At 69.8% G+C, this 6838-nt stretch carries 10 protein-coding genes; 4 read left to right on the top strand and 6 right to left on the bottom strand.

Going from position 1 to position 6838, the window contains the following annotated elements:
- Positions 1-262 precede the first annotated feature (262 nt).
- On the top strand, positions 263-718 hold the full coding sequence (locus GT354_RS07005; RefSeq protein ID WP_161355365.1) for a carboxymuconolactone decarboxylase family protein: 456 nt from the start codon (positions 263-265) through the stop codon (positions 716-718).
- 100 nt (positions 719-818) lie between these two features.
- On the opposite strand, the gene GT354_RS07010 is transcribed toward GT354_RS07005, so the two are convergent.
- The gene (locus GT354_RS07010; protein WP_161355367.1) at positions 819-1043 is read right to left on the bottom strand and encodes a hypothetical protein; all 225 of its coding nucleotides are present in this window, start codon (positions 1041-1043) and stop codon (positions 819-821) included.
- A gap of 174 nt (positions 1044-1217) precedes the next feature.
- On the opposite strand from GT354_RS07010, the gene GT354_RS07015 reads away from it, so the two are divergent.
- On the top strand, positions 1218-1544 hold the full coding sequence (locus GT354_RS07015) for a hypothetical protein (protein WP_161355369.1): 327 nt from the start codon (positions 1218-1220) through the stop codon (positions 1542-1544).
- The gene (locus GT354_RS07020) at positions 1541-1951 is read left to right on the top strand and encodes a hypothetical protein (protein ID WP_346011903.1); all 411 of its coding nucleotides are present in this window, start codon (positions 1541-1543) and stop codon (positions 1949-1951) included. Before GT354_RS07015 ends, GT354_RS07020 begins: the two co-directional genes overlap by 4 nt.
- A gap of 122 nt (positions 1952-2073) precedes the next feature.
- Here the strand turns inward: GT354_RS07020 and GT354_RS07025 are convergent, their stop codons facing one another.
- The 4 genes from GT354_RS07025 to GT354_RS53575 form a co-directional block, all read right to left on the bottom strand.
- Positions 2074-2499, bottom strand: coding sequence for a hypothetical protein (locus GT354_RS07025; RefSeq protein ID WP_161355371.1), 426 nt, complete (start codon positions 2497-2499; stop codon positions 2074-2076).
- Between the two features lie 217 nt (positions 2500-2716).
- Positions 2717-3499: an SDR family oxidoreductase gene (locus GT354_RS07030; protein ID WP_161355373.1), complete on the bottom strand. Its 783-nt coding sequence runs from the start codon at positions 3497-3499 to the stop codon at positions 2717-2719.
- 344 nt (positions 3500-3843) lie between these two features.
- Positions 3844-4524 carry a GAP family protein gene (locus tag GT354_RS07035; RefSeq protein WP_161355375.1) on the bottom strand — a complete coding sequence of 227 codons (681 nt, stop codon included), beginning with the start codon at positions 4522-4524 and terminating at the stop codon, positions 3844-3846.
- A gap of 1 nt (position 4525) precedes the next feature.
- Positions 4526-4981 carry a DUF1254 domain-containing protein gene (locus tag GT354_RS53575; protein WP_237534456.1) on the bottom strand — a complete coding sequence of 152 codons (456 nt, stop codon included), beginning with the start codon at positions 4979-4981 and terminating at the stop codon, positions 4526-4528.
- 156 nt (positions 4982-5137) lie between these two features.
- Here GT354_RS53575 and GT354_RS55680 point away from each other — a divergent pair, with 156 nt between their 5' ends.
- A complete protein-coding gene (locus tag GT354_RS55680) occupies positions 5138-6532 on the top strand; it encodes a DUF1254 domain-containing protein (protein WP_161355376.1) in 1395 nt (464 codons plus the stop codon).
- Positions 6533-6654: 122 nt separating this feature from the next.
- Here GT354_RS55680 and GT354_RS07050 read toward each other — a convergent pair.
- On the bottom strand, positions 6655-6838 hold a 184-nt coding region (locus GT354_RS07050; protein WP_161355377.1), incomplete at its 5' end, for a hypothetical protein.

A 6838-nucleotide genomic window follows, 5' to 3' on the forward strand; every position in this document is an offset into this window, starting at 1 on the left:
GCACCGCAGGCACCGCAGGCACCGCAGGCACCACCGAGCCGAACACCTGACGCCCGCTTGGCGGCCCACCGCCGCCCAGAGCAGATCCCCGCCCAGAAACACGTTCCGAAATCCGTTCCCCCGCACCTGTCACATCCGGTCCGCGAGCTCCGTCAGTGCTGTGACAGACCAAATCCGGGCGCCTCACCAAGGCCCCGAAGGCCCGAAGGCCCGGACATCCCCGAAACCCCGAAGTCACAGTCACGCTGAAGGAGATCCAGTCATGAGCGCTCGCATGGGCAACCCCGCGATGGTCGTTCCCGGTGCCTTTCAGGCCCTCCTCGGCCTGGGCAAAGTCGTCAACAAGGTCGGCCTCTCGCCGATCCTGGTCGAGCTGGTCAACCTGCGCGCCAGCCAGATCAACGGCTGCGGCGTGTGCGTCCACGGCCACGCCCGCGACCTGCGCAAGAACGGCGAGAGCGACGAGCGCATCGACACCGTCGCCGGGTGGCGCGACACCCCCTGGTTCACCGACGCGGAACGCGCCGCCCTCGCCCTCACCGAAGCCGTCACCCGCATCGCCGACCGCCCCGACCCGGTCTCCGACGAGGTCTACGCCGAATCCGCCAAGCACTTCGACGAGCAGGAACTCGCTGCCCTGCTCCTGACCATCGCCTCCGTCAACGTCTGGAACCGCATCAACATCGCCACCCACCAGGTCGCCGGCGCCGAATGGTGAACCGAGCACACCCCCGGGGCCCCTCGCCCCCGAGAACCGAACGCCCGACAACCACCGCGCAGGCGCCGATGCGACGAGCCCCGCACCGGCGCCAAGCCGCTCACGGGCTCGCGGCACTCGCCTCGCCGGCCCCACTCGCCTCGATCGCGTCCTTCAGCGGCACAGCCGAGTACAACAACGCCCGAGAACCGTCCGCCGACACCTCGCCGGTAGCCGGATAGGCGCGCTGCGGAGGGGACATCGCCACGGCCGGCACGTACGCCGACGGATCCGCCCACACCTGCTCCCACGTGGTCACCCCACACAGCCACGACTCGGCCGGCACCCACACCAGCGGCGGCCACTCGTCTGGTGACCGGCTCGGTCGGCCCGGCCTGCCACCGGGTTGCCACATCACGCGGGCGCCCAACGACCGACTCGGCTTCATAGCCCCGGCACTCGCTCAGCCGCCTCACCGGTATTCGCACCGCATCGTCACACGCCGTGTTACATTGGGCATATGAGCAAGGTCAGGTTCTCCATTTCCCTGGACGAGGCACATGCCCTGCGGATAAGAGCCGCTGCCGCGCAAGTCGGCATGGATGTATCGGCCTACATGAGTTCGGCCGCTTTGGAAGCCGTGGAACGGGACGAACGAGCCCGCGAGGTATTCGCCGACATCGACGAGCGGATCGCCGATGCGGAAGCGGTCGGTTCCCTGCCATGGCCCCCGGCCGCTTCCGACGGCGATCTCGACAGCGAGCAGGTCGCCGAGATCGCGGCCGACTGGAAGGCGTTCTTCGGTGCAGGCCAGTCCGCCGGCGAAGACCACAAGGGGGTGGCGTGACCGGCGTCGTCGTATACGACAGCGGCATGCTGATCGCTCTGGTGCGCCGGAAGGGGCTCGTTCAGCATCAGCACCAGCAGATCATCCGGTATGCCCGTCCCATTGTGCCGGGCCCAGTGCTGGCCCAGGTTTGGCGTGACGATCCGGCCACGCGCTACATCCTGGGTCGCTACCTCCGAGAATGCTCGGTACACACGGACTACACCGAACACGACTACAAACGTATCGGCGTCATCCTCAGTGACGTTCTTCTCCCCGCGAAGAAGCGCCCTGACGTGGTGGATGCCCTCCTCGTCCTGACTGCCGTCAAACACGGCAAGGCGTCCATCCTCACCTCCGACGCCGGCGACATCGGCGCGTATCTCGACACGCTACCCAAAGCCGACGTACGCATCGTCGGAGTGTGACAACCGCGATTCTGCGGGTGGCACACAGGTCTCCTGACCTCACACGGCGGCGGTCTTCCGAACTTCCGGGAACCGCCGTCGCGTTTCTCGTATCACCGCACCGACCAAGCCGACGGCGGACGTCAGGGCAGGTACGTCTGGAAGATCTCGCCCATCGCCCCGTCCTGGTGGTCCGGGACGCGATAGTACGTGCGGATGACGACCGAGCCGTCCGCCTCGAAGCGGTAGGTCTCGATGCTGACCACGTTGCCCTCGACGCCGTTGTCGGTGAAGTGGTTCTCCATCACCCACGCGACCTCGTTGCCGCAGACGAACAGGGTGCCGGGCTGGATCCGGAAGCGCACCGTCGGCTGGAAGAGGTCCCACGAATCGAGGGCGCAGTGCTCGAAGCCCTGCTTCTCCGGCGTGCCGACCGGGTCGAGCATCCGGAAGTCGCCCGGCGCGACCGCGCGCCAGTTCGCCGACCAGGCCTCCTTGTCGCCGGAGTTCCACAGAGCGACGTATTGGTCGGCCCAGTGCAGCAGTTGCTTGGTGTCGGGAATCGACATGAGGCTCCTCCGAGATCGGTGCCGTGAACGAGCGGTATGTGAAGGGCAGTCCTGGAAACGGGTGGTAGGCGGAGCGTGCGGTAGACGGAGCGTGCGGTAGGCGGAGAGTGCGGTACCGGGAACGCGCGGCGCGGCGTGCGCCTTCGTCCGGTGACACGTGTGCACCCGGCGGTAGGCGGGAAGCGGCAACCGGACGGTACCCGCGTGCGCCCGGCGGTCAGACCCCGTACCCGCCGTCGACGTCCAGTTTCTGGCCGCTGATGAAGCCGGCCCGATCCGAGGCCAGGAAGCACACCGCCTCGGCGATGTCCCCCGCCCCGCCGAATCGCCGCAGCGGGATGTTGCGCTTGGCGACGTCGAGGGCGCGTTCGTCGAGGTCGCCGCTGCCGATCAGGCGGGCCGCCATGCCGTCGGTGAGCATGCCCGGGCCCACACTGTTCGCACGGACCCCGAACCGGCCCTCCTCGGCCGCGATGCCGCGCACGATCGCCTCGACCGCGCCCTTGGTGCACGAGGAGAGGCCGTCGCGGACCGGGAAGCGGCTCGTGGCGGCCGTGGTGACCGCGACCAGGCTCCCGCCGCCCGGCGCCGTGCGCAGGTGCGGCAGCGACGGATGTACGAGGTTGAAGAACGCGGCCGCGTCGCCGTCGAGTTGCTCGCGGTACTGCGCGGGCGTCACGCGGCTCAAGTGCAGCATGGGTACGTGCGGGCCCGACGCGTACACGACCGTGTGGACGCCGCCGAACTCCGCCGCCGCCGCGTCCACGAACGCCGCCACCGCGTCCGCGTCGGTGAGGTCCACCCGCCACGCCCTGGCCCGGCGGCCGTGCTTGGCGCGGGCCTCCTCGGCGATGGCCTCGGTCGCGTCGGCGCTGCTGCGATACGTCATCGCCAGATCCGCGCCCCGTTCGGCGAGCATGCGGCAGATCGCGGCGCCGATGCCGCCCCCGGCCCCGACGACCACGGCCGCCCCGGTCCGGTTCTCGAAGTCGCGCTCCATGACCACTCCCTACATCTGACGATCCGTCAGATCTACCTCCATGGTCAAGAACTGTCAATCACCCTCCCGTCGGCCGTTCCGATCCGCGGGTAGCGGTACGCGCGCCGTACCCGACCCCACGCCCTGATCGGCGGGCCGACCGCTGCCGGCCCTGACAGCACCGACGCGTAGGCGCACGACCGGCGTGCGGTCCTCACGGGTCGCCGGCATCCGGATGGCACGCCGGTCGCGATCGGCATCCTGTCCGGCCATGGGGGCCGGCGATACAGCCGTTGGCACTGAAGGGCTTGACCAAAGTCGTCCGGAGCCGGGGTGCTCATCGGGTGTCGGGGTCTGCGGGGGTGTCAGGTGACGAGTGTGCTGATGGCATCGCCGATGTATTTGGCGCCGAGGAGGCCGAGAACGGTCGTCATGATGGCGGCGTTGTGGGCGGACATCCAGGCTTTCCAGCTGTCGAGGGTCTTGGCGGAGCGTTCGCCGCCCAGGAGGTAGACGGCCAACGGCACGGTGGTGCAGAGCGAGGCGACGACGACCAGGAGGACGGCTGCGATGCTCTTGCCGCCGGTGCCGGCGGTGCTGCCCGCGATCGCGAGGGCCCCGCCGACGACCAGTACGAGGTTCTTGGGGTTGGCGACGGCGAGGGCAGCGGCCAGTCCGGCGGACTTGGCGGGGGTGAACCGGTCGAGCGCCTTCATCCACCCGGGCGGGGCGGCCACGTGGTCCTCCCGCGGGCGGCCGGTGAACTGCTTGACGGCCAACAGGACGAACAGGGCGCCCAGGACGAGTTTGACCCAGCCGGTCCAGGTGGCCGGGGTGCCGTCCGCGCCGGCGGCGTCGGCACCGGAGCCGAGTAGGACCAGCAGTGCGGTGGCTGTGGCCAGGGACAGGGTCCAGCCGGCGGCGAAGGCGATGCCGTTGACGCGGCCCTTGGGGGTGGCGAGCATCAGGATGACGGCGATCAGCGGCAGCGGGCTGATGGCGATGCCGACGGCGGAGGGCAGCATCTGCCCGATCGCGTCCCCCACGTCAGGCGCCCGCGGTCAGGGCGGGCAGCGTCCGGGTGCCGTCCAGGACCGCGGTGTCGGGCCCGTGGATCCGAGTGATGACGGCGAACGGCCCCTGCGGCACGGGCAGCCGGTTCGCGGCCTGGTCCGGGTCGGTCGGACGGGCGTGCCGGACATAAAGGGTCAGGCTGCCCCGCAGGCGGTCCATCGCCGGCACCGACACCACCCACGGCTCCGATCGCAGGTCCGGCCAGGCCCACGAGCAGGGGGTGTCGTTGTCGGACGTCACGACGTCGGTGTTCTCCGGCCGCGACGGTTGCGGGTAGGGCCGGAACGTCCCGAACCCGCCGACATAGCGGTGGTCGTCGGCGTCGACGGCCTGCGCGTACAACGTCCGGTAGTTCTCCGGCATCGGGTGCCCGTACACCCAACCCTGCGCCGCCGTCTCCCGCACCGTGACCGGATTCGCGCCACCCATGTGCTTCCGTCCTAAATGTAGAAATCCACCTATTTATACCTTTGCTGTCGGAGGACGCGGCACCGGCGCGCAGGTCGGCCGGGGCCGGAACACCTACGGCAGGCGCGCCCCCTGTCTCGGGATGCGTGGGCGGGGGATCGCTCATAGCGTCTGGGCATGGGTGACGATGTGCGGCTTCCCGGCAGGCTCGGCGCGGTGCGGATGGCGGGAGAGCTCCCGGAACGGGCGGACCTGGGTGCGGTCTTCGACGAACTCGACTACCAGATGGCCTGTCAGGCGTACCTGTGGGCGCTGCCTCTGGTGTCGTACGCGCAGTGGCAGAAGGTGCACCGGGAGGTCTTCGGCGCGGGGGCGTGCGACCTGGTGCACTACGAGACCTACCGGGACCGGCTCGGGCTGATCACCGCGAACGCCACCACTCCGTACATCCTGAACTTCGTCGACCTCTCCGCGACCGGCCCGCTGGTGATCGAGCTCCCGGCCGGCCCGACGGCGGGTGGGGTGTCCGACTTCTGGCAGCGCGAGATCGCGGTGATGGGGGAGATGGGCCCCGACCGGGGCAAGGGCGGCCGCTACCTGGTCCTCGCCCCCGGCCAGGACGCTCCGGCGGACACCGAAGACCTGCGGGTGCTGACCTCCACCGGCACCAACATCATGTTCGGGTTCCGCACCCTGGACCCCGACCCGGCCCGCTCCAAGGAGCTTGTGGACGCGGTCCGGCTCTACCCGTACGGGCAGCGCGAGAGCGCACCCGCCACCCGGATCGTCTCGCCCCAGGGCCGCCCGTGGTCGGGTGACCAGCCCCGAGGGCTGGAGTACTGGCAGCGACTGCACGCCGTCTACCAGGACGAGGTCGTCGACGAACGCGACCGGTTCTATCTGGCCATGCTCAAGCAGCTCGGCATCGAGAAGGGCAAGCCCTTCGCCCCCGACGAGCGCCTGGTTCGCATCCTCGGCCAGGCGAGCGCTGCGGGGGAGCTGATGGCCCGGGCGAACACGTTCGCCAAGCGGTTCGACGGCTCACGGTACTGGCCCGACCGGCAATGGGACCTGGTGCTGATGCTGGACCGCTCCGACCAGCGGGCCGAGCACCACGACCAGCTCCTGGAACGCGCGGCCTGGTTCTACGAGGCCGTCAGCTTCTCCGCAGCCATGAAGAGCCGGACCCCCGGCCTGGGCCAGGCATACCTGGCCACCTACACCGACGGCCGCGGCCAGTGGCTGGACGGCGGCCGCTCCTACACCCTGCACGTGCCTGCCGACGTCCCCGCGAAGCTGTTCTGGTCGGCCACCGTGTACGACACCGCCACCCGCTGCCTGATCGACAACCCCCAGCAGCGCGGCGACCGCGGCTCACGCGACCCCGATCTGGTCCACAACGCCGACGGGTCGGTCGACCTGTACTTCGGCCCCGAGCCGCCCGTCGGCGACGAGTCCAACTGGGTACAGACCCTGCCGGGCAAGCACTGGTTCTCCTACTTCCGCTTCTACGGCCCCCTGGAGCCGTACTTCGACCGCACCTGGAAGCTCGGCGACGTCACTCCTGCCTGACACGCGGGCCGTCCCGGCACCCGCGCGGCCGGGCCCTTGGGCGGGCGCGATCGGACAGCCGACCGATCGCCGTCAAGGAATTCGGCTCACCGGGTGTGGGAGACCAAAGATGCGACAGAGCGTCACTCCCACAAACGCAGAAGCTCACCATGCCATCGACGCCCGTCCCCACCGCCCACGCGAACGCCCAGGCAGGCAAAGCCCACCCGGGCGTCCATACGCACCGACGAATCCGGCGAGTCCGGCGAGTCCAGCGAGTCCAGCGAGTCCAGCGAGTCCAGCGAGTCCAGCGAGTCCAGCGAGTCC

Origin of the sequence: Streptomyces sp. SID3343, assembly GCF_009865215.1 — a bacterium.
Classification (GTDB): domain Bacteria; phylum Actinomycetota; class Actinomycetes; order Streptomycetales; family Streptomycetaceae; genus Embleya.

Coding starts and splice junctions, on each gene's coding strand:
- GT354_RS07005 (WP_161355365.1), top strand. CDS start 263: ATGAGCGCTCGCATGGGCAACCCCGCGATGGTCGTTCCCGGTGCCTTT.
- GT354_RS07015 (WP_161355369.1), top strand. CDS start 1,218: ATGAGCAAGGTCAGGTTCTCCATTTCCCTGGACGAGGCACATGCCCTG.
- GT354_RS07025 (WP_161355371.1), bottom strand. CDS start 2,499: ATGTCGATTCCCGACACCAAGCAACTGCTGCACTGGGCCGACCAATAC.
- GT354_RS07030 (WP_161355373.1), bottom strand. CDS start 3,499: ATGGAGCGCGACTTCGAGAACCGGACCGGGGCGGCCGTGGTCGTCGGG.
- GT354_RS53575 (WP_237534456.1), bottom strand. CDS start 4,981: ATGGGTGGCGCGAATCCGGTCACGGTGCGGGAGACGGCGGCGCAGGGT.
- GT354_RS55680 (WP_161355376.1), top strand. CDS start 5,138: ATGGGTGACGATGTGCGGCTTCCCGGCAGGCTCGGCGCGGTGCGGATG.